The sequence below is a fragment of the Janthinobacterium psychrotolerans genome (genome assembly GCF_001677885.1).
Lineage (GTDB): Bacteria > Pseudomonadota > Gammaproteobacteria > Burkholderiales > Burkholderiaceae_D > Janthinobacterium > Janthinobacterium psychrotolerans.
In genome coordinates this window covers 15,520-41,969 of sequence record NZ_LOCQ01000033.1, presented here as the reverse complement: position 1 = coordinate 41,969, position 26,450 = coordinate 15,520, and the positions used below count along the sequence as shown (strand labels likewise).

Here is a 26,450-nt window from a genome sequence, read left to right as displayed (position 1 = left end):
CTTGCCGGTTTTACGATGGCCGCAGGCCAAACGCCATGTCCCCCTCCATGCTCAGCACCATGCACCACGCATCATCGGCGGCCATGAAATAGTGGTGCTGCGGAATCGGCAACAGCGCTTCCAGGTGCAGGGCAAACACGCTGACAGGCGCCAGCAAGGCAAAATCGATGGCGCTGTCGCCCAGATACACGGCCTGGCCGTGCAGGCCATGCAGCGCCACCATCGCCCGGAAAAAATCGCCGCTGGCGGCCAGCTGGCGGTCAGGGCAATTTCCGCGGCGCTCGATTGCACCGGGTACGTCGCTCCAGCGTATTTTGGAGCCGGTAACGGGATAGCGTTGCGCCAGCCTGGCAAAATAGCCGGCGCTGTCGGCATCGGCCACCATGGTTCCAGCCAGCAGCGGGCCGTGCAGATCGTTCAATAATGCTGTTTCAAAATAGTTTTCCATCGTCCCCCTCTCGGTCATTCCCTGCGCCACATTACGCTTCGGTAATGTAGCCGATATTTGCTTGACGTTGCCAGGCTGCACTTTTATCATCGGTGCATTATTCATTTTACGGAGTCCCACGTGGGTACTTGTTCCAGTGACAGTAGTCGATCTTGTATCGACAATTAATTCCGGCAAGCACGCGTCCTCTCCCCCGCCGCGCCTTGCCGAGCAAGGTGTGGTCTGCGCCAGCGTACACTGGCGCGCACTTCCTCCCTGACCATTGATTGTCCTGACGGACGGCTACTGAGCCCGACCGCGGCAACGGCATCTCGCCTGCGCCCGGCGACAAGTCTCGCCTGACCTCCCTGCCTCGACAGGAGAACGGTGATGATCTGCCATCAAACGCCACAACGCACTACCCCGCCCGCCGCGTCCGCCCGGCCCGCATGCCGGTTCCTGCCGCAACCATACTTCGCCTGAAAGGAAGAGCCATGACCCTCTTCACCCGCCTGTTCGAATCGTTCCTGCGCAAGCGCCACACGGCTGGCCACTTCCGCCGCCAGGCCATGCCTTTGGAAAACAGCAGCGCCCGGGCCGTCCCTGTGCCCGACCACCTGGCGCGCCAGCTGCTGGCCGCCGCCACCGAAGCCTTGCCCGACGCCATGGCAAGGCTGGCCACGCGCGAAGCGGGCCTGTCCGAAGACGAAGCGCAAGCCGTGCTGGCGCAGACCGGCCCGAACGAAGTCGAGCACGAAAAGCCGCTGGCCTGGTACCAGCATCTGTGGCTGTGCTACAAGAACCCGTTCAACTTGCTGCTGACGGTGCTGGCGATCGTTTCCTACCTGACCGAAGACGCCAAGGCGACGATCGTCATCGGCAGCATGGTGATTTTGTCGACCCTGCTGCGCTTCGTGCAGGAAGGCCGCTCGAACCGCGCCGCCGAACGCCTCAAAGCCATGGTCGGCAATACCGCCACCGTGCTGCGCGGCGGCAAGCAAATCGAACTGGCCATCCGCGCGCTGGTGCAGGGCGACATCATTGTGCTGTCGGCCGGCGACATGATCCCCGCCGACTGCCGCCTGCTGAGCGCAAAGGACCTGTTTGTCAGCCAGTCGGCGATGACCGGCGAATCGCTGCCGGTGGAAAAGATGGCCGAGCTGGCCGGCATGGCCGACACCCACGGCAAGAACCCGATGGATCTGGCCAATTTGCTGTTCATGGGCACCAATGTGATTTCGGGCGCCGCCACGGCGCTGGTGCTGGCCACCGGCAACCGCAGCTATTTTGGCGCCATCGCCACGCGCGTCACCGCCACCGAGCGCACGCCGACGGCGTTCGAAGCGGGCGTCAACAGCGTCAGCTGGCTCTTGATCCGCTTTGCCCTCGTGATGGCGCCGCTGGTGTTCCTGATCAACGGCTGGACCAAGGGCGACTGGATGGAAGCGTTCCTGTTCGCGCTGTCGGTGGCGGTTGGCCTGACGCCGGAAATGCTGCCGATGATCGTCACCAGCACCCTGGCCAAGGGCGCCGTCAAACTGGCGAAAAAGAAAGTGGTGGTCAAACGCCTGGACGCGATCCAGAACTTCGGCGCCATGGATGTGCTGTGCACCGACAAGACCGGCACCCTGACGCAGGACAAGATCGTGCTCGAGCGCCATACCGATGTGTTTGGCCGCCCTTCGGACGAGGTGCTGCAGTTCGCCTACCTGAACAGCCACTACCAGACCGGCCTGAAAAACCTGCTCGACCGCGCCGTGCTCGACCATGTGCAGCTGCAGACGGAAATGCAGCTGGCGCGCGACTATGTGAAAGTCGATGAGATTCCGTTTGATTTCGTGCGCCGCCGCATGTCGGTGGTGGTCTCCGAACGCAATGATCACCACGAGCTGATCTGCAAGGGCGCGGTCGAGGAAATGCTGGCCGCCTGCAGCCACCTGCGCCTCGACGGCGTCGACGTGCCGCTGGACACATCCCTGCTTGACAAGGTGCTGGCCACCACCCACGGCCTGAACGCCGAAGGCCTGCGCGTGGTCGCCGTGGCGGTCAAGGAAGTGCCGCCGCATAAAACCGTGTACGGCGTGGCCGATGAAACGGCGCTGACCCTGATCGGCTATGTGGCTTTTCTCGACCCGCCGAAGGAATCGACGGCGCCGGCCCTGCGCGCGCTCAAGCAGCATGGCGTGACGGTCAAGGTGCTGACCGGCGACAACCACCTGGTGACGGCCAAGATCTGCCGCGAAGTGGGCCTGGCCGTCCATGGCGTGCTGCAGGGACCCGAGCTGGACGACATGGACGACGCGCAAGTGGCGCAGGCGGCCGAAAGCCACACGGTATTTGCCAAGCTCAGCCCGCTGCACAAGGAACGCCTGGTGCGCGCCCTGCGCGGCAACGGCCATATCGTCGGTTTCATGGGCGACGGCATCAACGACGCGCCGGCCCTGCGCGCGGCCGATATCGGCATCTCGGTCGATTCGGCGGTCGATATCGCCAAGGAGGCGGCCGACATCATCCTGCTGGAAAAAAGCCTGATGGTGCTGGAAGAAGGCGTGCTCGAAGGGCGCCGCACCTTCAGCAATATGCTCAAATATATCCGCATGACGGCCAGCTCGAACTTCGGCAATGTGTTTTCCGTGCTGGTGGCCAGCGCCTTTTTGCCGTTTTTGCCGATGCTGCCGCTGCATCTGCTGGTGCAGAACCTGCTGTACGATGTGTCGCAGATCGCGATTCCGTTTGATAACGTCGACGCCGAACTGATACAGCAGCCACTGAGCTGGAACCCGCGCGACATCGGCCGCTTCATGGTGTTTTTTGGCCCTTTGAGCTCGATTTTCGACATCAGCACCTTTGTGTTGATGTGGCATGTGTTCGGCGCCAATACGCCGGCCCAGCAGACCCTGTTCCAGTCGGGCTGGTTCGTCGTCGGCCTGTTGACGCAGACCCTGATCGTGCACCTGATCCGCACGCCCAAGCTGCCCTTTATCGACAGCATCGCCTCGGTGCCGCTGCTGGTGGCCACCACGGCCATCATGGCGGTCGGCGTATTCTTGCCGATGGGCCCGCTGGCCAGCTACTTCAAGCTGCAGGCCTTGCCGCTCAGCTACTTCCCATGGCTGCTGGCCATCCTGGTCGCCTACACGGTGTTGACGACCCTGATGAAACGCGTTTATCTGCGCAAATTCGGCTGGCAATAGTATGATGTGCCGCTTGTAACCACCGTGAAGGCGCGCATGAGCGGCACACTCTCTTCCAAACGGCCCAAAGCCATTTTGCTGTCGGCCCTGGTATTTCCCGGCACCGGACATCTGCTGCTGGGCCGCAAGGCGCGCGGCGCGCTGTTCCTGCTGCCGTCGCTGGTGGCATTGCTGCTGGTGATCCGCAATATCATGGAACGCACCGGCCAGATCATGGACCAGATCAACAGCGGCGCCCTGCCGCTCGATGTGCAGCTGATCACGGAAAAAGTGGCGGCCCTGTCAGCCAACGACGGGCCTGGCATGCAGCTGGCCGTCGGCGTGCTGGTCGCCTGCTGGATCGCAGCGCTGGTCGACCTGCTGTTCATCAAATAATGGTGTCGGAAGCTGCCGCGCGCAAGGCGCGGCTGCGGCGCGAGCGGCATGCGGCGCGCAAGCGCGACGAAGGCGGGCCGCATGCCTGGCGCGGCTGGTTCGACGGCTCGGCCCACCCGAACCCGGGCCGCCTCGGCATCGGCGCGCTATTGCTGGGGCCAAATGGCGAGCGCATCGAAATCAGCGAGCCGGCCGGCGATGGCGACAGCAGCGACGCCGAATATGCGGCCCTGACGGCCCTGCTGCGTGCCGCCGTCAAGGTCAAGCCGGCACAGCTGCTGCTGTGCGGCGACAGCCAGGTGGTGATCAATGATGTGCTGGGCACCGCCATTGTCAAAGGATTGGCAATGGAACGCGCCAGGGTGCTGGCGCTGATGGAACAATTGCCGCAGGTAAGCCTGCGCTGGGTGCCGCGTCACCGCAATGGCGAAGCCGACCGATTGTCGCAAATGGCGATTACCGCCGGATTGCGTAGGTCGGATTAGCGCTTCGCGCGTAATCCGACAACGGTGTTAACGCTGACCGTGGTGTTGTCGGATTACGCGCTTGCGCGCTAATCCGACCTACCCGACCTACCCTATCCGACCTACCTCAACGCCAGCGCGCTGCGCTCGTGCAGCTTGAATACGCTAACCACCTCGGCCAGCTTCTGCGCCTGGTGCTGCATCGATTCGGCCGCTGCGGCCGCCTCTTCGACCAGCGCCGCATTTTGCTGCGTGACGGCGTCCATCTGGCCGATGGCCCGGTTGATCTCGTCGATACCCACGCTCTGCTCGCTGCTGGCGGCCGTGATTTCGGTAATGATGTCGCCCACGCGCTGCACGCTGGAAACGATATCGTTCATGGTCGAACCGGCCTGGGCCACCAGCAAGCTGCCCGCATTGACCTGCTCGACGGAGGCGCCGATCAGGGTCTTGATTTCTTTGGCCGCCTGGCTGGAGCGCTGCGCCAGGTTGCGCACTTCGGACGCCACCACCGCAAAGCCGCGCCCCTGCTCGCCGGCGCGCGCCGCTTCCACCGCCGCGTTCAGCGCCAGGATATTGGTCTGGAAAGCAATCCCGTCGATCACCGCGATAATGTCGACGATCTTGTTCGACGAGGCATTGATCGACTCCATGGTGCCGACCACCTGCGCCACCACTTCGCCGCCCCTGACCGCCACTTGCGAGGCCGAGGCCGCCAATTGATTGGCCTGGCGCGCATTGTCGGCATTCTGTTTCACGGTCGAGGTCAGCTCTTCCATCGACGAGGCGGTTTCTTCGAGCGAGCCGGCCTGCTGCTCGGTACGGCTCGACAAATCCTGGTTGCCGGCCGCAATCTGCGTCGACGAGGTGGCGATGCTGTCGGTGCCGCTGCGTACTTCGCCGACGATGCGCAGCAAACTGGCGTTCATGTCTTTCAGGGCCCGCAGCAACTGCCCGGTTTCATCGTGGGCGCTGGCGTCGATCAGCGCCGTCAGGTCGCCATCGGCCACGCGGCGCGCCACGGCGACGGCCGTGCGCAGCGGATGGACAATGCTGGTCGTCAGCAGCCAGGCGCAGACGGTGCCGAAGGCCAGCGCCAGCACGGCCAGTCCCAGCAGCAGGTTGCGGCTGGTGATGGCCATCGTATCGATATCGTGCGCGGTGGCGTCGATGCTGGCGCGCTGGTGCAGCAGCAGATCCTGCACGAATTTCTGGAACTTGGCCGAGCCGGGAACGAAGGTATTTTCAAACACGACTTTTGCCTCGTCAAGCTGGCCGTCCGTCTTCATCTTGTAGATCTGGTCACGCGAACTCAGGTAGACCTTGCGCATCTCGCTGACATTGCGAAAGATTTCCTTTTCTTCCGTGGTCACCAGCAGCGCTTCGATTTTCTTTTGCAGTTCACCCGAGATCACCGACGAAGCCTTGGACTCGTCCGCAAAATAAGCGCCCAGCGTGGTGTCGCTGCTGCGCGCGATCGCCGTGGTGCGGCGGATGCCACTGTCGATCTTGCTGTACCAGTCGGAAATATAGCGCTCCTTGGCCAGCGGCTGCTCCATCATCACGCGCGTATCGGCGGCCACGCTGTGCAAGCGCCAGACACTGATGCCGGTAATGAGCATGGAAAACAACAAGATGCCTGCAAAACCCAGGCCCAGGCGTACACCGATGCTGACGTTTCTTAACAAATTCATATGATTATCCTGACAGACGACGCAGATTGCGCCATAGCAATACGGTAAAAGAAAAACAAGAAGAGAGCAAGCCGGGAATACGGCGCTGTTGCAGGCGGCACGCATGGACGCGCGCCGCCGGGGAAAGAGAACAACTAGCGCGTGCCGCCCAGGCGCAGGGCCGCCGCTGCTGCAGGGCGTGGCGTGGCCGCCACGGCGCGCGCCGCCGTATTGTGGTCAAGCTTGAAGACACTGACGATCTGCGCCAGCTTGTGCGCCTGGTCCTGCATCGATTCGGCAGCCGCCGCCGCTTCTTCGACCAGCGCCGCATTTTGCTGCGTGACGGCGTCCATCTGGCCGATGGCCCGGTTGATCTCGTCGATACCCACGCTCTGCTCGCTGCTGGCGGCCGTGATTTCGGTAATGATGTCACCCACGCGCTGCACGCTGGAGACGATATCGTTCATGGTCGAACCGGCCTGGGCCACCAGCATGCTGCCCGCATTGACCTGCTCGACGGAGGCGCCGATCAGGCTCTTGATTTCTTTGGCCGCCTGGCTGGAGCGTTGCGCCAGGTTGCGCACTTCGGACGCCACCACCGCAAAGCCGCGCCCCTGCTCGCCGGCGCGCGCCGCCTCCACCGCCGCGTTCAGCGCCAGGATATTGGTCTGGAAAGCAATCCCGTCGATCACCGCGATAATGTCGACGATCTTGTTCGACGAGGCATTGATCGACTCCATGGTGCCGACCACCTGCGCCACCACTTCGCCGCCCCTGACCGCCACTTGCGAGGCCGAGGCCGCCAATTGATTGGCCTGGCGCGCATTGTCGGCATTCTGTTTCACAGTCGAGGTCAGCTCTTCCATCGACGAGGCGGTTTCTTCGAGCGAGCCGGCCTGCTGCTCGGTACGGCTCGACAAATCCTGGTTGCCGGCCGCAATCTGCGTCGACGAGGTGGCGATGCTGTCGGTGCCGCTGCGCACTTCGGCCACGATATTGAGCAAGCTGCCGTTCATGTCTTTCAGGGCCCGCAGCAACTGCCCGGTTTCATCGTGGGCGCTGGCGTCGATCCGCGCCGTCAGGTCGCCGTCGGCCACGCGGCGCGCCACGGCGACGGCCGTGCGCAGCGGATGGACGATGCCGATCGTCAGCAGCCAGGCGCACACCACGCCAAACACCAGCGCCAGCGCCGCCAGGCCCAGCAGCAGGTTGCGGCTGGTAACGGCGACCGCGTCGATATCGCGCGCGGTGGCGTCGATGGCGGCGCGCTGGTGTTCCAGCAGGTCGAACACCATTTTCTGGTATCTGGCGGCGGCCGGCACAAAGGTTTTTTCAAACACCTCATTGGCGGCGTCGGCCTGCGCTTCGCCCTTGAGCTTGTAGACCTGGTCGCGCGAGCTCAGGTACACCTTGCGCTGCTCCAGCAAGGCGGCGAACATGGCTTGTTCCTGCGGCTGGTCGATCAGCGCCTCGATCTTCTTCTGCAGTTCGGCCGAGCTGGCCGACGAGGTTTTCGATTCCTCGGAAAAATACGCGCTCAGCGAGGTGTCCGAGCTGCGCGCAATCGCGATGGTGCGGCGCACGGCGCTGTCGATGCGGCTGTACCAGTCCGAGATATGGCGTTCCTTGGCCAGCGGCTGCTCCATCATGGCGCGCGTGTCGGCCGCCACGTCGTGCAGGCGCCAGACGCTGATGCCGGTGATCAGCATGGAAAAGAGCAAGATAATGGCAAAGCCGGCGCCCAGGCGCACACCGATGCCGACGTTTCTGAATAAGTTCATGTGAAATCCCGAGAAGCACTGGCCGACTGCGCGAGCAGTATCGCGGCGACGCTATGCGTACCGGATGGCTGCTGGAGGAAGCGGGCAATGATGAAAAGAAGCGCACGGTTTGCGGGCAAACCATGCGCCTTGGCTACCCCGGAAATGCGGGGTAAAAACGCGGAAGAAGCTGGTGGATCAGGCCGCCAGTTTTTCGATCAGGCCCATGTCGGCGCTCGACATCAGCTGGTCGATATCGACCAGGATCAGCATGCGCTCGTCGATGGTGCCCAGGCCTATCACGTACTCGGTATTGATCGAGCGGCCCATGTCGGGCGCCGGTTTGATCTGTTCCGGCAGCAAGGTTGTCACGTCCGAGACGCGGTCGACCACCATGCCGACCACGCGGTTGCCGATATTGAGGATGATGACAACGGTAAACTGGTCGTAGCTGGGCGTACCCAGGTTGAACTTGATGCGCATGTCGACGATCGGCACGATGATGCCGCGCAGATTGACCACGCCCTTGACGAATTCGGGGGCGTTGGCAATGCGGGTCGGGGTTTCATAGCTGCGAATTTCGCTGACTTTTTGAATATCGATGCCATATTCTTCCTGGCCCAGGGTAAAGGCCAGGTATTCGGCGGCCTTGGCAACGATGGCGCCTGGCTCGCTGGAAATGGTGTTCATGGTGTTCCTTTGGAATGGACAACGTGCGCGCATGAAAGCGGTGCTGCGCACACGGCGTGAAAATTATTAAATAATGCACGGGAATTGCAATGAAGCAATATTACAGCATATAAATATTCATTGCACCAAAAAAGAACATCGTGCATGCCGCAATAGCCATTTCATGCCACACTAACGGCTTTCATTTCGATATCCGACACCATGCAAGCTTTGCTTTCACACTGGCAGCCGCGCCTGCTGGCATTGGCCGGCGCCGGCCTGGGCAACGACAGCGCCCACGACATCAACCATCTGCAGCGCGTATGGCGCAATGCCGGCGCCCTGCTGGAGCAGCACCCGGTAGCGGACGCGCTGGTGGTGATGGCGGCCTGCTATCTGCACGACCTGGTCAACCTGCCGAAAAACCATGCCGAGCGCCACCTGGCCTCGCGCCAGGCGGCCGCGCTGGCTTGCCGCCAGCTGGCCGAACTCGGTTTTCCGGAAGACAAATTGCCGGCCGTCGCACACGCCATCGAGAGCCACAGCTTTTCGGCCAACCTGGCGCCGACCACCATCGAAGCGCAAATCGTGCAGGACGCCGACCGGATCGACGCGCTCGGCGCCGTCGGCCTGGCGCGCATGTTTTATACGGCGGCCCGCATGGACAGCGCGCTGGCCCATGGCAGCGACCCGCTGGCGCTGCACCGTACGCTCGACGACAAGGCCTATTCGCTCGACCATATCGTCACCAAACTCGACAAGCTGCCCGGCAAGATGCAAACGCCGGCCGGGCGCGCGCTGGCCGAACGGCGCTTGCAGATCCTGCTCGATTTCCGCGCCACCTTTGCCGAGGAATGGGCGCCGGCACCGCCAGCATCTGATGTAAAAGGGCAATGAGCGAGCAATAGCCAGCGCGGCGCGTGCTGTCTATAATACAAAGTCTGACCATTCCAGCCCTGCGCCCCTCATGGCCGCAAGGCGCGCGACGAAAGCTTGCATGCCCGACCACGCCACGCCCGACTCTTCCCCGCCCAGGGCACCGCCTGTGCGCGCCGGCAATCTCAATTTCATCCTGGTCTGCGTGTTTATCGACATGCTGGGCATCGGCCTGGTGGTGCCGGTGCTGCCCATCCTGATCGGCGACTTTGTCGATGGCAAGGACCAGCAAGCCATGTGGTACGGCATCATGGCCGCCGTCTTCGGTTTGTTGCAGTTCATTTTCATGCCGATGCTGGGCGCCATCAGCGACCGCGTCGGGCGCCGGCCGGTGCTGCTCTATTCCATGGCAGGCATGTGCGTGAACTTCCTGGCCACCGGCTGGGCACCGAACCTGGCGTGCCTGTTTATCGGCCGCATTATCGGCGGCGTATCGTCGGCCAGCATGTCGGTCGCTTCCGCCTACGCCTCCGATATCTCCACCCCGGACAACCGCGCCAAAAGCTTCGGCAAGATCGGCGCCGCCTTCGGCCTGGGGTTTATCTGCGGCCCGATGCTCGGCGGCTTGCTCGGCGATATCAACCTGCACCTGCCGTTCTTTGTCGCCGCCGGCCTGTCGGCGGCCAATTTCGTGTACGGCTATTTTTTCGTGCCCGAGTCGCTGGCGCAGGGCTCCCGCGCGCCATTCACGCTGGCCCGCATCAATCCGTTCGCGGCCCTGGTCAAGCTGGCGCGCCGCGTGGAGATCCGTGGCCTGGTGCTGGCCTTCGGCCTGATGACGTTCGCGCAGATGATGCTCAACACCACCTGGGTGCTGTACACCCACTTCCGTTTCGACTGGACGCCGCGCCAGAACGGCATCGCGCTGTTCTGCGTCGGCCTGTGCGCGGCGGTGGTGCAGGCCGGTTTGCTCGGCATCCTGATCAAGCGCCTGGGCGAGGTGCGCCTGTCGCTGCTGGGCATGGCCTCGGGCGCCCTCACCTATCTGCTGTATGGCCTGGCCACGCAGGGCTGGATGATGTATGCGCTGATCCTGTGCAACCTGCTGGCGTTCGCCGCCGGCCCCGCGCTGCAAGGCATCATCTCGAAAAGCTCGGCAGCCAGCGAACAGGGCGAACTGATGGGTTCCTTGCAGTCGATCAGCAGCCTGGGCATCATTATCATGCCGCTGCTGGGCAGCCTGATCCTCGGCGAAGTGAGCCACCTGCCGGCTGATGACTGGCGCATCGGCAGCACCTTTTTTGTCTGCGCCCTGATGCAGACGCTGGGCATGATCGTCGCCTGGCGCTACTTCAAGGCGCGGCGCGGCCTGCGCCTGGTGGTTTCCACCATCAAATAGACGGCGGCGCAATATTTCCATAGGGAAATGAACAGGCGAAGTGGGCTACAATAAGAGACGACATCGCAGATAACCGCAATATCGGCCGCGCCTTACAAAAGCGCATGCCGATGGCAAGCAAGGATGGTATGACTGATCTTTATCGCAGCGCCTGGCGCCGCACCACGGCCGCATTGTCGCTGGCATTGCCAGCACTGGCACTGCCCATGCTGGCCTGGGCCGAGTGCTCGCGCGACATCCATGTGCCCGTCTCGCAGATCGGCGCCAGCGTCGTCGGCGCCGGCACCACTGTCAGTGGCATCTATCCCGACATGCTGCGCACGCTGGGCGCCAAAATGGGCTGCAACTTCGTCTTCACCGTGGTGCCGCGCGCGCGCCTGGAAGCGCTGTTTGAAACCGGCAAGGCCGATCTGCTGATACCGGCCAGCAGCACGCCAAGGCGCGACCAGCACGGCCTGTTCATCCCGCTGCTGGGCAACCGCCCGCTGCTCATCTCCCTGCAGGGCGGACGCGAACCGGTCACCAGCATGCAGGAACTGATCGAGCGGCGCGAACTGCGCGTGGCGCTGGTGCGCGGCTACGACTACGGCCCTTCCTACCAGGCCGTGGCGAGGGAACTGGGCAGCCAGGGCCGCCTGTTCTATGAAGTCGACGCGCTGTCGATCGCGCGCCTGATGCAAAGCGGCTTTATCGACGCCACCATCATGAACCCGACCATCTTGTCGGGCGCGGTGCAAAACGACGCGCGCGTCCATGGCCTGGCCGAGCGCCTGCGCCTCGAAGCGCTGCCCGAGCTGCCGTGGGGCCTCTCCGGCGCCTATATCTCGCGCAAGTCGCTCAGTGCGAACGACCAGGCGGTGCTGCGCGAACTGCTGGAAAAAGCCGGCCGCTCGGGCACCTTGATGGAAAGCTTCCAGCGCAACCACCGCCCCGAACTGCTGTCCATGAGCATACGGCCGCGCTGAACACGCCAGCCTAGCGCGCCACCTGCGCCGCCTCCTGCGCCGAGATGATCGGCAACTCGACCGCACTGGCGCTGCCTGGCGCGTGATACACGCGCTGGGTCGCCTTTTTGTAGTCCCCGGGCTGGGCCAAAAAGATATTCGGCACAAAGGTTTGCGGATTGCGGTCGTACAGCGGGAACCAGCTTGACTGGATCTGCACGGCGATGCGGTGGCCGGGCAGGAACACGTGATTGGCGTTCGGCAGCGCAAAGCGGTAGCGCTCGACTTTGCCCGATGGTATCGCCGTCGGATGCGCCAGGCTGTCGCGGTAGCGGCCGCGGAAGATATCCATCGCCACGCCTAGCTGGTAGCCGCCCATGGCCGGCTGCGACGGCACTTCATCGGGGTATACGTCGATCAGTTTCACCACCCAGTCGGCATCGCTGCCGCTGGTGCTGGCAAACAGGTTGACCATGGGTGCGCCGGCGATGCGCACGGCCTCTTTCAGCGGCGCCGACACATAGCTGAGCACGTCGGTGCGGTCGGCATAGCCGCGCTGGTCGCTGACCAGCCATGGCTTCCACACATCGCCATCGTTCAGGCGCACCGGGCGCGGCACGAACGGCACCGGCTTGGCCGGATCGGCCACGTATTCGTCGAACGCGCCACCGGCCTCGGGTGCGCCGGGCGGCGCGTCAAAGCCCAGCTTGTTTCCGTCCTGCAGATAAATCGCGGTCAGTTGGGTGTCGCAGGTGTCGCAGGCCAGCGGCCAGCGCTGCAACCGCTGCCATCGGTTGGTGCCGCTCTGGTAGGACACCACAGGCGCCGTGTTCGCCTGCGGCGCGTCGTCCTTCAGGTATTGATTCAGGAACGGCTGCATCACCTTTTCGCGGAACTGGCGCGCCGTGTCGCCATCGAATTTCAAGGCGCCCAGACTGCTGCCTTCATAGTTGACGCCGCTATGGCGCCATGGGCCGACGGCCAGGTAGTTCAGGTTGTTGAGCTTGTCTTTTCCTTCCATCGCCGCATAGGCGGCGTAGGCGCCGTAGATATCCTCCTGGTCCCACTGGCCCACCACATGCATGGTCGGCACAATCAATGGCCGCCCGGCGAGGATCTTGTCGAGCGCCTGCTCCTGCCAGTAGCTGTCGTAGGCCGGGTGTTCGAACAGTTTTTTGGTGTAGGTCAGCTTGTCGATGCCGAACTTTCTGGCGAAATCGCCGGCCGAGCCGATGCGCAGATAGGCCTCGTAATCGTCGTACACGCCCAGCACCGGAGACTCGGCGCTGCCGCGCACGCTGGTCTGCCAGGCCAGGTAGGACAAGCTGGGCATGCGGAAGGCGCCATTGTGAAACCAGTCGTCGCCGCGCCAGCCGTCGACCATGGCGCTCATGGGGATCGCCACTTTCAGCGCCGGGTGCGGGTCGACCAGCGCCATCAGCACGGTATGGCCCTCGTAGGAAGAACCGAGCATGCCGACCTTGCCGTTCGACTCGGGTATGTTTTTCGACAACCAATCGATGGTGTCCCAGGCGTCGGTCACATTGTCGACTTTGGTATTGTTGAGCGGACCGCGCACCGGGCGCGTCATCACATACTCGCCCTCGGAACCATGCTTGCCGCGCACGTCCTGGAACACGCGGATATAGCCGTTCTCGACCAGGGTGTCGTCGCCTTGCGGCAAGGTCGCCAGCATGCTGGCGCTGGTGGCGCGCTGGGCGCGGCGCGCCGCGTTATACGGCGTGCGCGTGAGCATGATCGGTGCGCGCTTCGCATCCTTCGGCACCACGATCACCGTGTACAGCTTGACGCCGTCGCGCATGGGGATCATCACCACGCGCCTGACGTAGTCGTTCAGGTCGGGCATGACCAGCCTGGCGCCGATATCGGGCGTCATCGGCGGCGTTTGCGCCAGCGCGAAGGCCGGCATGGCGAGGAGGGTCATCAGGGCAAGACCGGCAAGCCGGACGGGTGGCGCGACACGCATGTGAACTCCATTGATCAGGACAGGCCAAAATAGCCAACGAGCAATAATACCTGTTATACAAAACCATCACGGCAGATAAATCTGCCGGGCGGCTTGACAGACCGCTGTCAAACTGCAACCATACCGCCATGAATTTTATCCAGTCACAACACGCTTGCTCGAATTGGTGGTCCCGCTCACTCCGCGCGGCCACTGCATAGTGATGTGATTTTGATCAACGCCGCCTCGATCGGTGGCGTAACAGGGAAAATCCTGGATCATCCCGACAAGGCGGCTCGAAAGGAAACTTGATGAGCTTGCCAAATACTCCCGATACCAATGACACCGCAGAAGCCGCCGCGCCGCTGTCGGCCGCCGCCATCGCCTCGCAATCGGTGATCCTGACGGGCGACCGTCCGACCGGACCACTGCACCTGGGCCACTACGTCGGCAGCCTGCGCAACCGCGTGGCCTACCAGCACGACTACAAGCAGTTCATCATGCTGGCCGACGCCCAGGCGCTGACCGACAATATGGACGATATCGACAAGGTCCACCGCAACGTGGTGGAAGTGGCGCTCGACTACCTGGCCGTCGGCATCGATCCGAGCAAGACCACCGTCTTTATCCAGTCGCAGATACCCGAACTGGCCGAACTGACGTTTTACTACCTGAACATCGTCACCGTGGCGCGCCTCGAGCGCAACCCGACCGTCAAGGAAGAGATCCGCCTGCGCGGCTTCGAGCGCGATATTCCGGCCGGCTTCCTCACCTACCCGGCCAGCCAGGCGGCCGACATCACGGCCTTCAAGGCCGGCGTGGTGCCGGTCGGCGAAGACCAGATCCCGATGATCGAACAGACCAATGAAATCGTGCGCCGCTTCAACCGCATGTACCACCGCGAAGTGCTGATGGAATGCAAGGCGCTGGTGCCGGAAATCGGCCGCCTGCCCGGCATCGACGGCAAGGCCAAGATGAGCAAGTCGCTGGGCAACACCATCAACCTGGGTGCGACGCCCGAAGAAATCACGGCCGCCGTGAAAAAAGTCTATACCGACCCGCTGCACCTGCGCGTGGCCGACCCTGGCCACCTGGAAGGCAATGTGGCCTTCATCTACCTGGACGCGTTCGACCAGGAAAAAGCGGCGCTGGAAGAAATGAAAGCCCATTATGTGCGTGGCGGCCTGGGCGACAGCATCGTCAAGAAACGCCTGGAAGTGGTGCTGCAGGAAATGCTGGCGCCGATCCGGGCCCGCCGCGAAGAGTTCGCCAAGGACAAGGGCCAGGTCATCCAGATGCTGAAAGAAGGCACGTTACGCGCGCGTGAAGTGGCGGCCCGCACGGCCGACGAAGTCAAATCGGCGCTGGGCCTGAACTATTTCTGATGCAATGAGCGACACCCCTATCGAACAGCTGCTGCGGCGGCATTTTTCCATCGATGCGCTGCAGGAGGCGCCGGCACCGTTGCAGCAGGCGCTGGCCATGCTGGGCGGCTGGCTGGCCGGCGCGCGCGAGGCGCCCTACCCGCACGTGCCGTTCGAGCAGTTGCTGGCGCAGTTGCCCGACACGCGGCTACCGGCCGAGGGCATGCCGGTGACGGATTTCCTGCGCGAACTCGACAGCACGGTGCTGGCCAATACGGCGCAGCTGAACCACCCGCGCTATATCGGCCACATGACGCAGGCCCTGCCCTGGGTCAGCGTGCTGGCGGAAGCGTTTACGGCTGCGCTGAACCAGAACCAGGTCAAGATCGAAACGGCGTATGTATCGACCCTGATCGAAAAGCAGCTGCTGGGCTGGCTGCATCGCCAGGTATACCGGCACGATGACGCCGTCTATGCGCAGGCAATGGCGGCCACCAGCGGCGCGCTGGGCAATGTCGTCAATGGCGGCACCATGGGCAATCTGACGGCGCTGGCCGTGGCGCTGGAACACCAGCTGCCCGGCACCAGGAAGCGCGGCCTGTATGCCACTTTGCACGAGTCGGGCCACGCCGGCCTGGCCGTGATCGGCTCGGCGCGCAGCCATTATTCCGTGAAAAAAGCCTTGGCCACCCTGGGCCTCGGCGAAGCGGCGCTGCACCTGGTGCCGGTCGACCGCGACAACCGCATCGATGTCGAGCAGCTGGAAGCGACGATTGCGGATCTGACGGCGCGCAGGATCAAAATCGTCGCCATGATCGGCATCGCCGGCACCACGGAGACGGGCGCCATCGACCCGCTGGCCGCCATGGCGGCAATTGCCGCGCGCGAAGCGATCTGGTTCCATGTCGACGCGGCCTGGGGCGGCGCGCTGCTGGTCGCCGAACAGTTCCGCCATCTGTACGACGGCATCGCGCAGGCCGACTCGGTGGTGATCGACGGCCATAAACTGCTGTGGGTGCCGATGGCGCAAAGCATGCTGCTGTTCAAGGACAGCGCCAGCCTGAACCTGCTCAAGCACAACGCCAATTACATCTTGCGCGACAACTCGGGCGACCTGGGCCAGACCTCGCTGGAAGGCTCGCGCCGCTTCGACGCCCTGAAACTGTGGACCTCGTTCAAGGTGCTGGGCGTGTCCGGCTACACCACCTTGCTGGAGCAGGCAGCCACCCTGAGCGGCCAATTTCAGGACCTGCTGGCGGACCAGCAGGATTTCGAGCTGGTCACGCGCTCCGACACCTTTATTCTGACCTACCGCTATGTACCAAAGCCGCTGCGCCAGCGCATGGAGCATCTGCTGGCCGGTGGCGAGCTGGACGCGGCACTGGCGCTGAACCAGCGGCTCAACACGCTCAACGCCAGACTGCAGAACCGCCAGAAAGCCGAGGGCCGCAGCTTTGTGTCGCGCACCGTGCTCGAATCGACGCGCTACCCTGGCCCGACCAATGTGCTGCGCGTGGTGATGACCAACGTCAGGACCCGGCCGCAGCACCTGCGCGCCATCCTGGCCGAACAGCGCCAGATCGGCCAGGCGCTGGCAAATGAGCTAGACCTGCGTGGCTAAGCTGCGCCTGCAGGCCAGATGGCTGCTGCTGGCCACCCTGGTCGCCGTATTGGCCGGCACGGCCTCGGCCTGGTTTCTGTTCGCACTGGACTGGGCCACCGGCACCCGCCAGGCGCATGCCTGGCTGATCTGGCTGCTGCCAGTTGCCGGCTTTGCCACGGGCTGGCTCTATCTGCGCTACGGCAGCAAGGTCGAAGGCGGCGTCAACCTGGTGATCACGGAAATCAACACCCCCGACCAACCGATACCGCTGCGCATGGCGCCGCTGGTGCTGGGCGCCACGGTGGTGTCGCACCTGTTCGGCGCCTCGGTCGGGCGCGAAGGCACGGCCGTGCAGATGGGCGGCGCGCTGGCCGATCAGTTGACGCGGTGCTTCCACCTCGATGCGGCGGACCGGCGCATGGTGCTGATGGCCGGCATCAGCGCCGGCTTTGCGGCGGTGTTCGGCACGCCGCTGGCCGGCGCCGTGTTCGGCCTGGAAGTGCTGGCGGTGGGCCGTTCGCGCCACGCCGGCCTCTTGCCCTGCCTGGTGGCCGCCCTGCTGGCCGACCAGGTGGTGCTGCTGTGGGCCATGCTGTTGCACGTGCATCACACCCATTACGCCATCGCCGCCTTGCCTGTTATTTCTGCCATGACCGCCTGGAGCCTGGGCGCGATGGCGATCGCCGGCGTGCTGTTCGGTCTGGCCGCCCGGCTGTTTGCCGGCGCCACCCATGCGCTGGCGCTGGCCATAAAGCGCACCATCGCCTACGCACCGCTGCGCCCATTCGTCGGCGGCGTGGTAGTCGCGCTGGCGGTCTGGCTGCTGGGCAGCGACAAATATATCGGCCTGGGCATTCCCACCATCGTCGATGCCTTGCATCTGCCCTTGCCCGCGCATGATTTCCTGGCCAAGATGGCGTTTACCATCGTCTCGCTGGGCAGCGGCTTCAAGGGCGGCGAAGTGACGCCGCTGTTCTTTATCGGCGCCACGTTGGGCAATGCGCTGGCGCCGCTGCTGCACCAGCCGGTGGGCTTGCTGGCGGCGGTCGGCTTTGTCGCGGTGTTTGCCGGCGCGGCCAATACGCCACTGGCCTCGACCGTGATGGCAATGGAATTGTTCGGACCAGAAATCGGCGCCTATGCGGCGCTGGCCTGCGTGATCGCGTATTTGTGTTCTGGAAAAACCGGAATTTACCGGGCGCAAACCACCGCCAGCGCGGCGACTCGGTGACATGGCACAAGGCAGGCGGCGCTTGCGCGGCTATGATTTGCTTTCATGTCCGTGCCGCATCAGGGTTTTTTGTTAGCCAGCACACCCTGATTCGAGCGAGAACCATCATGTTTTCCAGAACTCCGATACACTCCTGGAAGGACAGTCCGGCTTGTTCCAGCCACGCTAACGGGAGACCAGTGCATGACCACAGAAAGACGACGCTTCGGTGTCGCCATCAACGAGCTCCACGCGGTAGCGGCGGAGGACCACGAGGCCATGAAGCGCCGCTTCGAAGAGCGGATGCGGCAGTTGCTCGCCGATGGTGGCAATGGCGCCGACGGCGGCGACCTGCTGACCCTGTCCATGCGTGCGGCTGCGCTCGGTGCTGGCAAGCGCCTGCGTCCCCTGCTGCTGATGACCATCGCGCGCGACCTCGGCTGTGCCTCGCCGGCGCTGATCGACGTGGCCTGCGCGGTGGAGCTGGTGCATGCCTCTTCGCTGGTGCTCGACGACATGCCTTGCATGGATGACGCCAGGCTGCGCCGGGGCGCACCGGCGATCCATGTCGCATATGGCGAGGATGTCGCCATCCTCGCCTCGATCGCCCTGCTCAGCCGCGCGTTTCGCATCATCGCCTCGGCCACCGACCTCGAACCGCTGGTACGCACCAGCCTGGTGACGGCGCTGGCCGAAGCGGTCGGCGCGCAAGGTCTGGCCAAGGGACAATTCCAGGACCTGCACGGCGGCGCCGCGCGCTCGCCCGCCGATATCGCCATGACCAACCAGCTGAAAACCGGCGTACTGCTGGGCGCCACGGTCGACATGGCCACCATCATCGCGCAAAGCGACGCGCGCGTGACGCAGTCGCTGCGCGCCTTTGCGCTGGCCGCCGGCCAGGCATTCCAGATCCGCGACGACCTGAAAGACCTGCCTGGCAACGACAGCGCCATCACCGGCAAGGACGTCGGCCTCGATGCGGGCAAGGCCACCTTGCTGGCCACCCTGGGCGTGGACGAGGCGCAGCGCCTCCTGTCGCACCACCTGCAGGAAGCGGACCGCCACCTGTCCGACGCGGTCGGCACACGGCAGGGCACGCGCAGCTTTTTGGGCAGTTTTTTTGCCGCGCCGGCGCCCGCCTCCAGCCCCGCGACGCCCATGCTGGCCGCCGCACATGGCGGCTGAAACGGTGCGCATGCGCCATTTCGGCGTGGTGGCGCCGGCCTTTCCCAGCCACTTCAGCGCGATGGAGGCATTGTCGGTGGCGCTGATCGAACGCGGCCACCAGGTCACGTTTTTGCACCGCGCCGAAGCGGCCAGGTGGCTCGGCGACGCCCGCATCGGCTTTCATGCGCTGGGGCGGTCCAGCCACCCGGCCGGCACCCTGGCCGCCGCGCTGCGCCGCGCCGCCAATCCTGGCAGCCCATGGGGCCTGCGCCGCGTGATCGGCGACATGGCCGACACCACCGGCATGTTCTGCCGCGAGCTGCCGCAAGCCGTAAAAAGCCTGGGCATCGACGTGATACTGGGCGACCAGATGGAAGCGGCCGCCGGCATGGTGGCGCAAGCGCTGTCGCTGCCCTTCATTTCCGTGGCCTGCGCGCTGCCGATCAACCGCGAAGCGGGCGTGCCGCTGCCCGTGATGCCGTTTGCGGCCGGCCGCGACGAGCGCGCCGTGCGCATGTGCCAGGGCAGCAGCGACGTCTACGACTGGCTGATGGCGCCGCACCGGCGCAGCATCGCGGCCAACGCGCAAGCGCTGGGATTGCCAGTACGCGACGGCATGCACGACTGGCTGTCGCCATGGCTGCAACTGAGCCAGACCGTGGCCGGTTTCGATTTTCCACGCTTGCAAGCGCCTGCCCACTTGCACCATGTCGGGCCGCTGCGCGGCGCGCCGGGCGGCAGCCGCACGATCGACACCAGCGGTGCGCCCGACCTGGCCGAGGTGGGCGCCGATCGCCCGTTTATCTTCGCCTCGCTCGGCACCCTGCAAGGCCACCGCCACGCGCTGCTGCTGCGCATTGCAAAAGGGTGCCGTCTGGCAGGTGCGCAATTGCTGGTGGCCCACTGCGGCGGCCTCGATGCGCTCCAGTGCGAACAACTGAAACAGGCAGGCGCCACCTGGGTCTGCGCCTTTGCCGACCAGCAAGCCGTGCTGGCGCGCGCCGACGCCGTGGTCTCGCATGCCGGGCTGAACACGGTGATGGACGCGATCGCCGCCGGCACGCCGGTGCTGGCCGTGCCGATCGCATTTGACCAGCCCGGCGTTGCGGCGCGCATCGCGCATGCCGGCATCGGCTTGCGCGCCTCGGCGCGCTGGGCCAGCCCGGCACGCATCGCCGCGCAGCTGCGCCGCCTGCTCGACGAACCGGCATTCGCCCGGCGCTGCACCGCACTGGCCAACGCCGTGCGCACGGCCGGCGGCACGGCGCGCGCGGCGGACCTGGTCGAAGCGGCGCTGCAGACATCCGGCCACGACGCGGGAGCGGCACTTGCATAAGTCCGCACCGGCAGTCCCTTACGACGTGATCCTGGTCGGCGGCGGCCTGGCCAATGGCCTGATCGCCTGGCGCCTGCGCACCCAGCGCCCCGGCCTGCGCATCCTGCTGATCGAGCGCGATGGGCAACTGGGCGGCAACCATACCTGGTCCTTTCACGACAGCGACGTCACCCAGGCCCAGCTCGAATGGCTGTCGCCCTTGCTGTCGCACCGCTGGCCCGGCTACGAGGTGCTGTTTCCCGGCCATGCGCGCACCCTGGCCGGCGGCTACGCCAGCATTGCGTCCGGCGACTTCGCGCGCGTGATCGAAGCGGCGCTGGGCGACTGCCTGCGCCTGGGCACGGCGATCGCCAGCCTGACGCCCACCTCGGTGCACCTGGCCGATGGCGAGGTGCTGCAGGCGCGCGCCGTGATCGACGGGCGCGGCATGCGAGCCAGCCGCCGCCTGGCGCTTGGCTACCAGACGTTCCTGGGCCAGGAAGTGCGCCTGGCCGCGCCGCATGGCCTGGAAGCGCCCATCATCATGGACGCCAGCGTGGCGCAGCAAGGCGGCTACCGCTTTGTCTACGTGCTGCCGTTCGCACCGGACCGCGTGCTGATCGAAGACACGCATTATGTCGACACCAGCGCCTGGGAACCGGAGCGCCTGCGCGCCAATATCGCCGCCTATGCCGCCGCGCGCGGCTGGCGCATCGCCGAGCTGCTGCGCGAAGAACATGGCTCCTTGCCGATCGTGCTGGCCGGCGACATCGACGGCTTCTGGGACGACCTGCAGGGCCAGCCCTGCGCCGGGCTGCGCGCCGGCCTGTTCCACCCGACCACCGGCTACTCGCTGCCGCATGCGGCGCGCCTGGCCGAGCGCATCGCGGCGCTCGATACCTTCGACGCGGAGCCGTTGTTTGGCGTGATCCGCGCCTGCGCCCTGCACGCCTGGCGCGGCCAGCGATTTTTCCGCCTGCTCAACCGCATGCTGTTTCTGGCCGGCGAAGCGGATCACCGCTGGCAGGTGATGCGCCGCTTCTATCATCTGCCGGCGCCGCTGATTTCACGTTTTTATGCGGGCAGGCTGACCCTGGCCGACCAGCTGCGGCTGGTCTCGGGCAAGCCGCCCGTGCCGGTCGGCCAAGCCATGTCCGCCGCACTCAAATTCCACCCTCACCAGATCAGGAAACCTGAATGAACAATGCAAAACAAGCGGTGGTTGTCGGCGCCGGCTTTGGCGGCCTGGCGCTGGCCATCCGGCTGCAGGCGGCCGGCATGCAAACGACCTTGCTGGAAAAACGCGACAAGCCGGGCGGGCGCGCCTATGTGTATGAAGACCAGGGTTTCGTGTTCGACGCCGGCCCCACCGTGATCACCGATCCGACCGCGATCGAGGAATTGTTCACGGTCGCCGGCAAGAAGATGTCGGACTATATCGAGATGCTGCCGGTGGCGCCGTTCTACCGCCTGTGCTGGGAAGACGGCCACCATTTTGATTACGTCAACGACCAGGAATCGCTGGACCGCCAGATCCACGCGCGCAACCCGAAAGACGTGGCCGGCTACCAGCAATTCCTCGCGTATTCGAAAGCCGTGTTCGAGGAAGGCTACCTGAAGCTGGGCGCCGTGCCCTTCCTGTCGTTTCGCGACATGATCGCGGCCGGCCCGCAACTGGCGCGCCTGCAGGCCTGGCGCAGCGTCTACAGCATGGTCTCGCGCTTTATCGAAGACGACCATCTGCGCCAGGCGTTCTCCTTCCATTCGCTGCTGGTGGGCGGCAACCCGTTCGCCACCTCCTCGATCTACACGCTGATCCACGCGCTGGAACGGCGCTGGGGCGTGTGGTTTCCGCGCGGCGGCACCGGCGCACTGATCCTGGCGCTGGTGCGCCTGTTCGAAGACCTGGGCGGGCGCATCGAACTGAACGCCTCGGTGGCGCGCATCGACACCAGCGGCAACTGCGCCACCGGCGTACGCCTGGAAGACGGGCGCGTGTTTCCGGCGCAGATGGTGGCCTCGAACGCCGATGTGGTGCACACCTACGGCTCGCTGCTGGGCCACCATCCGCGCGGCGTGTCCGAAGCGGCCTCCTTGAGCAAGAAACGCTTTTCCAATTCGCTGTTCGTGCTGTATTTCGGCCTCGACCATCACCATGAGCAGCTGCGCCACCACACGGTGTGCTTCGGCCCGCGCTACGAAGGCCTGATCAAGGATATCTTCAAGGGCCAGCAGCTGGCCGACGATTTTTCGCTGTACCTGCACGCGCCCTGCGTGACCGATCCGTCGCTGGCGCCGCCGGGCTGCGGCAGCCACTACGTGCTGGCGCCCGTGCCGCACCTGGGCAACGCCGATATCGACTGGGACGTGGAAGGGCCGCGCTACCGCGACCGCATTTTCGACTATCTGGAAGAGCGCTACATGCCGGGCCTGCGCAGCCAGCTCGTCACCAGCCGCATCTTCACGCCGCATGACTTCCGCGATGAACTCAACGCCCATGTGGGTTCGGCCTTTTCGCTCGAACCGATCCTCACGCAAAGCGCCTGGTTCCGCCCGCACAACCGCGACCGCGATGTATCGAACCTGTACCTGGTCGGCGCCGGCACCCATCCCGGCGCCGGCGTGCCGGGCGTGATCGGTTCGGCCAAGGCCACGGCCGGCCTGATGCTCGAGGACGCCGCACAATGAGCGAGGCGCTGCTGGAACACGCCACCGTGACGATTGCGGTGGGCTCGAAAAGCTTTGCCGCCGCCGCGCGCCTGTTTGCGCCCGAGGTGCGGCGCAGCGTGCTGATGCTGTACGCCTGGTGCCGCCATTGCGACGACGTCGTCGATGGCCAGGAACTGGGCTTTGCCGCCGTCCCGCTCGATGCGCTCGCCGCCGCCGAAGCGCTGGCGCGGCTCGAAGCGCAAACCCGCCGCGCCTATGCGGGCGAGGCCATGGCCGAGCCGGCGTTTGCCGCCTTCCAGGAAGTGGCGCTGCGCTGCAAGATCGCGCCGCAATACGCGTTCGACCATCTGGCCGGCTTTGCGATGGACGTGCAGGAAGCGCGCTATGAAACGCTGGACGACACCTTGCGCTACTGCTATCACGTGGCCGGCGTGGTGGGCCTGATGATGGCCACCATCATGGGCGCGAGCGGCCCTGCGGTGCTGGACCGCGCCTGCGACCTGGGCATCGCTTTCCAGCTGACCAATATCGCGCGCGACATCGTCGACGACGCGCACATCGAGCGCTGCTACCTGCCCGCGCAATGGCTGCGCGAGGCCGGTATTGCCCAGGCCGAGCTGGCGTTGCCCAAGCAACGCGCCGCGCTGGCCACGGTGGCGGCGCGCCTGGTCGATGAGGCCGAACCGTATTACGCGTCGGCCACGCAAGGCCTGGCCGCGCTGCCCCTGCGTTCGGCATGGGCGATCGCCACCGCGCACCGCGTGTATCGCCAGATCGGCATCGAGGTCAAGGCGCGTGGCGCGAGCGCCTGGGATGAACGGGTGGGCACCTCGCGCACCACCAAATTATGGCTGCTGCTGCGCGGCGGCGCCGACGCGCTGGCGTCGCGCTTCAGGAAGCCGGGGTCTGCGCGTCCTGCGGCGCTGTGGCAGCGGCCGACTCGCGCAGCGGACCGCCATGCAGGGCCTGCAGCTGCCGTTTGAGCTGCGTGACCGGTGGCGCATACAGAAAGCCAAAGGAGACGGCGCCGTCCTTGCCATGCACGGCGTGGTGCATGCGGTGCGCCTGGTACAGGCGCTTGAGGTAGCCGCGTCTGGGCACATATTGAAACGGCCAGCGCTGGTGCACCAGGCCGTCATGGGCAATGAAATACAGCATGCCGTAGGCGGTCATGCCGGCGCCTATCCATTCGAGCGGATGGCGCCCTTCGGTGCCCAGCCAGATCAGCACGATGGCGATGCCGGCAAAGACGACCGCATATAAATCGTTTTTTTCGAACCAGCCGCTGCGTGGTTCATGGTGGGAGCGGTGCCAGCCCCAGCCGAAACCGTGCATCACATATTTGTGCGCGACCACCGAGAACAGCTCCATGAACACCACGGTGGCCAGCACGATCAATGCATTGATTAACATTTGTTTTTAACAGGAGTGACAAGAAGATGAGCAAGCCTACCATAGCAGCGCCCGCACACCGCACAATCGCCGCCATCGTGGCCACCACCGCCCTGCTGTACGGCGGTTTGCTGGCCTCCGGCGCGGCGCTGGCCGCCAGTATCGAAGTGCACGTGACCAATATCAGCAACGCCAAGGGACAGATCCGCGTGGCCGTCTGCGATCAGGAACGATTCCTGAAACAGTGCGTGCATACGGCCTCGGCGCCGGCGCAGGCCGGGGAAACCGTGCTCAAGGTGGCCAACGTGCCGGCCGGCACCTGGGCCGTGCTGGCCTATCACGATGAAAACGGCAATGCCGAACTGGACCGCAACATGATCGGCATCCCCAAGGAAGACTACGGCTTCAGCCGCGATGCGGCCAGCCGCTTCGGCCCGCCCAAGTTTGCCGACGCCGCCATCGCGGTGGAAGACGGCGACATGGCGGTGAAGATCAAGCTGCACTAAAACGCGCACAAGTCAGGCCAGCAGCACCCGCTTCAACAGCTCGGCCTGCTCCCTGGCCTGGCGCGCCTTTTGCGTGTATTCGCTGGCCGCGCCCGGATGCAGCCAGGCGGTGGCCTTGGCGGCCAGGCTGGCAAACAGCTGCTCCTTTTCCTGCAGCGCGCGCACGGCGGCCCAGATGGCGTCCTCGGCTTTTTCGTGCTGCAGTTCGCCGAGGATGCGGGCCATGAAACTGTGGCCCGTGTGGCAGCGGAAGCGCTGTGGCTGCGGCTCGCGCAGTTCCCACAAGGTGCCCTGGCATTCGGGGCAGGTGAAGGTCGACGGCGTGGCGATTTTCTGTAATTGCTCCATATTGCCCACTCACCTCGCAAAACGGTTTTCCACGGCGATCCAGGCCGGCGCCTCTGTCCTGTCCGCAACTGACGCGGCCATGTCCTTGACCAGCGCCAGCAGCGCCGGGGCGATCCCGGCTGCCGGCAAGCGCCGGTCGACCGCCACGTTGCGTAGCGCGCTGTCCGGCATCGACGGCGCCACCGCGTCTTCCGGCTCCTGTACCAGCGCCATGCCGCCACAGGCCTTGATGGCCTGCAGGCCGGCCGTGCCGTCATCGAGATAGCCGCTGAGGATCACGCCCACCACCTGCGGTCCCAGCGCGGCGGCGGCCGAGCGGAACAGCGGATCGATGGCCGGGCGCGTATGGTTTTCGCGCGGCCCCCGGGTCAGCTCGACCATGGGCTGGCCGGCCGTGATGGATACCAGCATGTGCAGGTCGGGCGGCGCCAGCAGGATGCGGCCAGGGCGTATCGGTTCGCGGTCCTGCGCATGGCGCACCGGCAGGGCCGAGGTTTTCGCCAGCAGCGCGGGCAGCAGGCTCTTGCGCGCACCGACGTGGGTGACGACCAGGATGGCGGCGGGAAAATCAGCCGGCAAGGCGGCAAAAATGGTGGACAAGGCTTCCATGCCGCCGGCGGAAGCACCGATTGCTATCAAGGGCTGCACGACCGTCTTCCTTCCCCAGTGTTCATGCAGCCATTGTGAAAGCGCGCGCGCGCGTCCTCCGTGCGCTTGCTAACACAGGTGCGTAGCCGGGACTACCGTTACAATGCGGCTCACTTCGCTTCCAGGTCCGCCATGTCCTATTTTGTCCTTGCCGTGTTCGCCTTGCTGTATCTTGCCGCCACCGTGCTGGTTCAGCTGCCGCCGCTGGTGGCGGGCGTGTATGGCGTGATGAGCATCACCTGTTTTGCCGCCTATGCCATCGACAAGCGCGCCGCGCGCGCCAAGGCCTGGCGCACGCCGGAAAAAACCCTGTGGCTGCTGGGCCTGTTGTGCGGCTGGCCAGGCGCCCTGCTGGCCCGGCAATGGCTGCGCCACAAGACGGCCAAGCGTTCGTTCCAGGTGGTGTTCTGGATGACCGTGGTGCTCAATATGGCGGGGTTTGCGTGGATGACGCTACAGTACGCTCAGATAAATGGATAA

At 64.8% G+C, this 26,450-nt stretch carries 24 protein-coding genes; 16 read left to right on the top strand and 8 right to left on the bottom strand.

Annotated elements, in window-relative coordinates:
* Positions 1 to 10: 10 nt before the first annotated feature.
* A complete protein-coding gene (locus ASR47_RS01730; RefSeq protein ID WP_065306043.1) occupies positions 11 to 448 on the bottom strand; it encodes a hypothetical protein in 438 nt (145 codons plus the stop codon).
* Between the two features lie 473 nt (positions 449 to 921).
* Here ASR47_RS01730 and mgtA point away from each other — a divergent pair, with 473 nt between their 5' ends.
* Genes mgtA through ASR47_RS01715 form a run of 3 tightly spaced genes read left to right on the top strand, consistent with a single transcriptional unit; the run spans position 922 to position 4,481 of the window.
* Positions 922 to 3,621, top strand: a complete 2,700-nt coding sequence (gene mgtA, locus ASR47_RS01725; RefSeq protein ID WP_065306042.1) for a magnesium-translocating P-type ATPase — start codon at positions 922 to 924, stop codon at positions 3,619 to 3,621.
* 36 nt (positions 3,622 to 3,657) lie between these two features.
* Complete coding sequence (locus ASR47_RS01720; protein WP_065306041.1) at positions 3,658 to 3,996, top strand: hypothetical protein; 339 nt, start codon at positions 3,658 to 3,660, stop codon at positions 3,994 to 3,996.
* Positions 3,996 to 4,481 carry a ribonuclease HI family protein gene (locus tag ASR47_RS01715; RefSeq protein ID WP_065306040.1) on the top strand — a complete coding sequence of 162 codons (486 nt, stop codon included), beginning with the start codon at positions 3,996 to 3,998 and terminating at the stop codon, positions 4,479 to 4,481. Before ASR47_RS01720 ends, ASR47_RS01715 begins: the two co-directional genes overlap by 1 nt.
* Positions 4,482 to 4,582: 101 nt before the next feature.
* Here the strand turns inward: ASR47_RS01715 and ASR47_RS01710 are convergent, their stop codons facing one another.
* The 3 genes from ASR47_RS01710 to ASR47_RS01700 form a co-directional block, all read right to left on the bottom strand.
* The gene (locus ASR47_RS01710) at positions 4,583 to 6,154 is read right to left on the bottom strand and encodes a methyl-accepting chemotaxis protein (RefSeq protein ID WP_065306039.1); all 1,572 of its coding nucleotides are present in this window, start codon (positions 6,152 to 6,154) and stop codon (positions 4,583 to 4,585) included.
* A gap of 134 nt (positions 6,155 to 6,288) precedes the next feature.
* Positions 6,289 to 7,914 carry a methyl-accepting chemotaxis protein gene (locus ASR47_RS01705; protein WP_065306038.1) on the bottom strand — a complete coding sequence of 542 codons (1,626 nt, stop codon included), beginning with the start codon at positions 7,912 to 7,914 and terminating at the stop codon, positions 6,289 to 6,291.
* Positions 7,915 to 8,091: 177 nt separating this feature from the next.
* Positions 8,092 to 8,583, bottom strand: coding sequence for a chemotaxis protein CheW (locus tag ASR47_RS01700; protein ID WP_065306037.1), 492 nt, complete (start codon positions 8,581 to 8,583; stop codon positions 8,092 to 8,094).
* A 201-nt stretch (positions 8,584 to 8,784) separates the two neighbouring features.
* Between ASR47_RS01700 and ASR47_RS01695 the strand changes: the two genes are divergently transcribed.
* The 3 genes from ASR47_RS01695 to ASR47_RS01685 all read left to right on the top strand — a co-directional run bounded on the left by ASR47_RS01695 (position 8,785) and on the right by ASR47_RS01685 (position 11,802).
* Complete coding sequence (locus tag ASR47_RS01695; protein ID WP_065306036.1) at positions 8,785 to 9,459, top strand: HD domain-containing protein; 675 nt, start codon at positions 8,785 to 8,787, stop codon at positions 9,457 to 9,459.
* A 100-nt stretch (positions 9,460 to 9,559) separates the two neighbouring features.
* A complete protein-coding gene (locus ASR47_RS01690) occupies positions 9,560 to 10,837 on the top strand; it encodes a TCR/Tet family MFS transporter (RefSeq protein ID WP_065306035.1) in 1,278 nt (425 codons plus the stop codon).
* 128 nt (positions 10,838 to 10,965) lie between these two features.
* Positions 10,966 to 11,802, top strand: a complete 837-nt coding sequence (locus ASR47_RS01685; protein WP_065306034.1) for a substrate-binding periplasmic protein — start codon at positions 10,966 to 10,968, stop codon at positions 11,800 to 11,802.
* Between the two features lie 10 nt (positions 11,803 to 11,812).
* Here the strand turns inward: ASR47_RS01685 and ASR47_RS01680 are convergent, their stop codons facing one another.
* Complete coding sequence (locus tag ASR47_RS01680; protein ID WP_065306033.1) at positions 11,813 to 13,768, bottom strand: CocE/NonD family hydrolase; 1,956 nt, start codon at positions 13,766 to 13,768, stop codon at positions 11,813 to 11,815.
* A gap of 290 nt (positions 13,769 to 14,058) precedes the next feature.
* Here ASR47_RS01680 and trpS point away from each other — a divergent pair, with 290 nt between their 5' ends.
* From trpS to crtB, 8 genes are all read left to right on the top strand, one after another.
* On the top strand, positions 14,059 to 15,132 hold the full coding sequence (trpS, locus tag ASR47_RS01675) for a tryptophan--tRNA ligase (RefSeq protein WP_245714230.1): 1,074 nt from the start codon (positions 14,059 to 14,061) through the stop codon (positions 15,130 to 15,132).
* Positions 15,133 to 15,136: 4 nt separating this feature from the next.
* On the top strand, positions 15,137 to 16,732 hold the full coding sequence (locus tag ASR47_RS01670) for an aminotransferase class V-fold PLP-dependent enzyme (RefSeq protein WP_065306032.1): 1,596 nt from the start codon (positions 15,137 to 15,139) through the stop codon (positions 16,730 to 16,732).
* Positions 16,725 to 17,945, top strand: a complete 1,221-nt coding sequence (locus ASR47_RS01665; protein ID WP_065306031.1) for a voltage-gated chloride channel family protein — start codon at positions 16,725 to 16,727, stop codon at positions 17,943 to 17,945. The genes ASR47_RS01670 and ASR47_RS01665 overlap by 8 nt, the downstream gene beginning before the upstream one ends.
* A 183-nt stretch (positions 17,946 to 18,128) precedes the next feature.
* Complete coding sequence (locus ASR47_RS01660; protein ID WP_065306030.1) at positions 18,129 to 19,109, top strand: polyprenyl synthetase family protein; 981 nt, start codon at positions 18,129 to 18,131, stop codon at positions 19,107 to 19,109.
* On the top strand, positions 19,099 to 20,427 hold the full coding sequence (locus ASR47_RS01655; RefSeq protein ID WP_082988658.1) for a glycosyltransferase: 1,329 nt from the start codon (positions 19,099 to 19,101) through the stop codon (positions 20,425 to 20,427). Before ASR47_RS01660 ends, ASR47_RS01655 begins: the two co-directional genes overlap by 11 nt.
* A complete protein-coding gene (gene crtY / locus ASR47_RS01650) occupies positions 20,420 to 21,607 on the top strand; it encodes a lycopene beta-cyclase CrtY (RefSeq protein ID WP_065306029.1) in 1,188 nt (395 codons plus the stop codon). Before ASR47_RS01655 ends, crtY begins: the two co-directional genes overlap by 8 nt.
* Positions 21,604 to 23,094, top strand: a complete 1,491-nt coding sequence (locus tag ASR47_RS01645; RefSeq protein WP_065306028.1) for a phytoene desaturase — start codon at positions 21,604 to 21,606, stop codon at positions 23,092 to 23,094. Before crtY ends, ASR47_RS01645 begins: the two co-directional genes overlap by 4 nt.
* Positions 23,091 to 24,059 (top strand): 15-cis-phytoene synthase CrtB, encoded by a 969-nt coding sequence (gene crtB / locus ASR47_RS01640; protein ID WP_065306027.1) that lies wholly within the window; start codon positions 23,091 to 23,093, stop codon positions 24,057 to 24,059. The genes ASR47_RS01645 and crtB overlap by 4 nt, the downstream gene beginning before the upstream one ends.
* On the opposite strand, the gene ASR47_RS01635 is transcribed toward crtB, so the two are convergent.
* Positions 23,968 to 24,489 (bottom strand): sterol desaturase family protein, encoded by a 522-nt coding sequence (locus ASR47_RS01635; RefSeq protein WP_065306026.1) that lies wholly within the window; start codon positions 24,487 to 24,489, stop codon positions 23,968 to 23,970. The genes crtB and ASR47_RS01635 overlap by 92 nt on opposite strands.
* A 26-nt stretch (positions 24,490 to 24,515) precedes the next feature.
* Between ASR47_RS01635 and ASR47_RS01630 the strand changes: the two genes are divergently transcribed.
* Entirely contained in the window at positions 24,516 to 24,974 is a 459-nt protein-coding gene (locus ASR47_RS01630) for a DUF2141 domain-containing protein (protein WP_082988656.1), read from the top strand.
* A 12-nt stretch (positions 24,975 to 24,986) separates the two neighbouring features.
* Here ASR47_RS01630 and ASR47_RS27775 read toward each other — a convergent pair whose 3' ends face one another.
* Both ASR47_RS27775 and ASR47_RS27770 read right to left on the bottom strand, forming a co-directional pair.
* Positions 24,987 to 25,322, bottom strand: a complete 336-nt coding sequence (locus ASR47_RS27775; RefSeq protein ID WP_245714229.1) for a hypothetical protein — start codon at positions 25,320 to 25,322, stop codon at positions 24,987 to 24,989.
* Positions 25,323 to 25,331: 9 nt separating this feature from the next.
* The gene (locus ASR47_RS27770; RefSeq protein WP_245714228.1) at positions 25,332 to 25,970 is read right to left on the bottom strand and encodes a chemotaxis protein CheB; all 639 of its coding nucleotides are present in this window, start codon (positions 25,968 to 25,970) and stop codon (positions 25,332 to 25,334) included.
* 132 nt (positions 25,971 to 26,102) lie between these two features.
* Here ASR47_RS27770 and ASR47_RS01620 point away from each other — a divergent pair, with 132 nt between their 5' ends.
* A complete protein-coding gene (locus ASR47_RS01620; protein WP_065306025.1) occupies positions 26,103 to 26,450 on the top strand; it encodes a DUF1294 domain-containing protein in 348 nt (115 codons plus the stop codon).

Coding starts and splice junctions, on each gene's coding strand:
- ASR47_RS01730 (WP_065306043.1), bottom strand. CDS start 448: ATGGAAAACTATTTTGAAACAGCATTATTGAACGATCTGCACGGCCCG.
- ASR47_RS01715 (WP_065306040.1), top strand. CDS start 3,996: ATGGTGTCGGAAGCTGCCGCGCGCAAGGCGCGGCTGCGGCGCGAGCGG.
- ASR47_RS01690 (WP_065306035.1), top strand. CDS start 9,560: ATGCCCGACCACGCCACGCCCGACTCTTCCCCGCCCAGGGCACCGCCT.
- ASR47_RS01705 (WP_065306038.1), bottom strand. CDS start 7,914: ATGAACTTATTCAGAAACGTCGGCATCGGTGTGCGCCTGGGCGCCGGC.
- ASR47_RS01700 (WP_065306037.1), bottom strand. CDS start 8,583: ATGAACACCATTTCCAGCGAGCCAGGCGCCATCGTTGCCAAGGCCGCC.
- ASR47_RS01620 (WP_065306025.1), top strand. CDS start 26,103: ATGTCCTATTTTGTCCTTGCCGTGTTCGCCTTGCTGTATCTTGCCGCC.
- ASR47_RS01685 (WP_065306034.1), top strand. CDS start 10,966: ATGACTGATCTTTATCGCAGCGCCTGGCGCCGCACCACGGCCGCATTG.
- ASR47_RS01645 (WP_065306028.1), top strand. CDS start 21,604: ATGAACAATGCAAAACAAGCGGTGGTTGTCGGCGCCGGCTTTGGCGGC.
- ASR47_RS01720 (WP_065306041.1), top strand. CDS start 3,658: ATGAGCGGCACACTCTCTTCCAAACGGCCCAAAGCCATTTTGCTGTCG.
- ASR47_RS01655 (WP_082988658.1), top strand. CDS start 19,099: ATGGCGGCTGAAACGGTGCGCATGCGCCATTTCGGCGTGGTGGCGCCG.
- ASR47_RS01680 (WP_065306033.1), bottom strand. CDS start 13,768: ATGCGTGTCGCGCCACCCGTCCGGCTTGCCGGTCTTGCCCTGATGACC.
- ASR47_RS01710 (WP_065306039.1), bottom strand. CDS start 6,154: ATGAATTTGTTAAGAAACGTCAGCATCGGTGTACGCCTGGGCCTGGGT.
- ASR47_RS01630 (WP_082988656.1), top strand. CDS start 24,516: ATGAGCAAGCCTACCATAGCAGCGCCCGCACACCGCACAATCGCCGCC.
- ASR47_RS27775 (WP_245714229.1), bottom strand. CDS start 25,322: ATGGAGCAATTACAGAAAATCGCCACGCCGTCGACCTTCACCTGCCCC.
- mgtA (WP_065306042.1), top strand. CDS start 922: ATGACCCTCTTCACCCGCCTGTTCGAATCGTTCCTGCGCAAGCGCCAC.
- ASR47_RS01670 (WP_065306032.1), top strand. CDS start 15,137: ATGAGCGACACCCCTATCGAACAGCTGCTGCGGCGGCATTTTTCCATC.
- ASR47_RS01635 (WP_065306026.1), bottom strand. CDS start 24,489: ATGTTAATCAATGCATTGATCGTGCTGGCCACCGTGGTGTTCATGGAG.
- crtB (WP_065306027.1), top strand. CDS start 23,091: ATGAGCGAGGCGCTGCTGGAACACGCCACCGTGACGATTGCGGTGGGC.
- ASR47_RS01695 (WP_065306036.1), top strand. CDS start 8,785: ATGCAAGCTTTGCTTTCACACTGGCAGCCGCGCCTGCTGGCATTGGCC.
- ASR47_RS01660 (WP_065306030.1), top strand. CDS start 18,129: ATGACCACAGAAAGACGACGCTTCGGTGTCGCCATCAACGAGCTCCAC.
- trpS (WP_245714230.1), top strand. CDS start 14,059: ATGAGCTTGCCAAATACTCCCGATACCAATGACACCGCAGAAGCCGCC.